The following is a 1,544-nucleotide window of genomic DNA, read 5'->3' as shown; positions in this document are numbered from 1 at the left end:
CGCATCACCCCCACGGCCGCACGACGGGACAACGGCCGCACGGACGATCATCCCGCGCCCACCGTCACGCCGCACGGAATTGAGCAGCAGAGTCCACGGCTGCCTCAAAACCCGCACCCTCTACGACGAAGCGACCGCCTGGTCACACCACGCCCACACCTCCGCCGCTTGACCTCAAACGACATGGGGTGTCTGACACCCCCTGCCCCACTCTCCCGGGGGGGCGGCCGTGGGCAGGGGCCTCTCTTCCGCCCGCACTCCGCACTCCGGTTGCTCAGGCCCCCGCTCCGCGACCTCGTCCCATCCCGCACGCAGAGCAGCTCACTGCTCGTCCTACCGACCGCACTCTCGGCCGCCCGTCATCCCTGGGCCGATGTTTCGAGCTGAACCGTGTGCCGACCGAAGAAATCGAAAGCGTCCAATGGCAAACGCACTTCCCCGCACCGCCACCTGCGCCCTCACCATCGGCCTCGCGCTGTCCCTCGCCGCGTGCGGTGGGGGCCGCGACTACGCAGTTCCGAAGGAGGCGTGCGGGGTCGCGATCAGCGAAAAGGCACTCGACCCGTTCCTGGTGGACGGGAAGAAGTTCCAGGTCCTGGGCAAGCCCCTGGCAACGGGCGTGGGCAACTGCGCCATCTGGGTCGACGAATGGCTCGTGGTCAACCTCCGGCTCGAAAAGGTCGACAAGCTCTACGACCCGATGGACGAGTCGGAGGAGTTTCGCTTCAAGAACCGGGCGAAGACGGCGGAGCTGCCGTTCGACGGACTGGGCGCGGTGGGCGACTTCAACGCCATGGTCAGCGCGAAGTGCGCTGCGCCCGACGCCAAGTACGTCATCGTGTACGTCGAGGTCAGTCTCAAGTCCACCGGCGAGGTCACCCAGCGGCGCGAGAACATCGAGTCCTTCGCCCTAGACGTCGTCCCGAAGGTGAAGAAAGCGCTCAGCTGCACGGCCTGACACCCACACCCGTAGCCGTCTCCCGGGAAACGGCTGCAGGCGTGCGTCATCGTGGGAAGCCCTCCAGCCGACGGGCGGATGGGTCAACTGCCCGACGCCGGGCTCAGGATGGGGGCCGCCCAGAAGGGTCGCTACGGCAACACCCGAACCGATGGCCCCGACGAGGTCGCCCTGAAGAAGAGCACCGAAGTACCGACCGAGGAGAGAAGAGAGGCTGGGTGTGGTGGGCGACTACAACGCCATGGTCAGTACAGGCTGCGCGGCCGCGACCGCGAACCACCTCGTCGTACAGATCACCATCAGCCGTCAGTCGGGCGGCGACGTCGCCGAACGCCGTAAGAACATCCAGGCCTTCACCGTGGACTTCGTGCCGAAGGTGAAGAAGGCTCTCGGCTGCATGGCCTGACACCCCTGCCCACGGCCCGCTCTCCCGGGAGACGGCCGTGGGCAGGGGCCATCATGGGGAAGCCCTCCAGCCGACAGGCAAATATGGGCTCTCCTGCCGTATGTGTGGGTGCCCTGACCTGCCCTGATACGGGAAACACGCCGCCTCCTGTGATCCTTGAGGTGTCTAGGCCCAAGTTGG

General features: G+C 66.6%; 2 protein-coding genes. Both read left to right on the top strand.

The annotated features are described in order from the left end of the window. Positions 1 to 421 precede the first annotated feature (421 nt). Positions 422 to 958 carry a hypothetical protein gene (locus ACIBB8_RS37870; protein WP_398959954.1) on the top strand — a complete coding sequence of 179 codons (537 nt, stop codon included), beginning with the start codon at positions 422 to 424 and terminating at the stop codon, positions 956 to 958. Positions 959 to 1,181: 223 nt separating this feature from the next. Continuing rightward, the gene (locus tag ACIBB8_RS37865) at positions 1,182 to 1,364 is read left to right on the top strand and encodes a hypothetical protein (protein WP_398959952.1); all 183 of its coding nucleotides are present in this window, start codon (positions 1,182 to 1,184) and stop codon (positions 1,362 to 1,364) included. Positions 1,365 to 1,544: the final 180 nt, after the last annotated feature.

Origin of the sequence: Streptomyces sp. NPDC051286 (genome assembly GCF_044455345.1) — a bacterium.
In the GTDB taxonomy this organism is placed as follows: domain Bacteria; phylum Actinomycetota; class Actinomycetes; order Streptomycetales; family Streptomycetaceae; genus Streptomyces.
The sequence above is the reverse complement of the archived record's forward strand: the minus strand, read 5'-3'. Positions and strand labels throughout refer to the sequence as shown.

Bases quoted from the DNA above. Each gene is read 5' to 3' on its own strand.
- ACIBB8_RS37870 (WP_398959954.1), top strand. From the start codon at position 422: ATGGCAAACGCACTTCCCCGCACCGCCACCTGCGCCCTCACCATCGGC.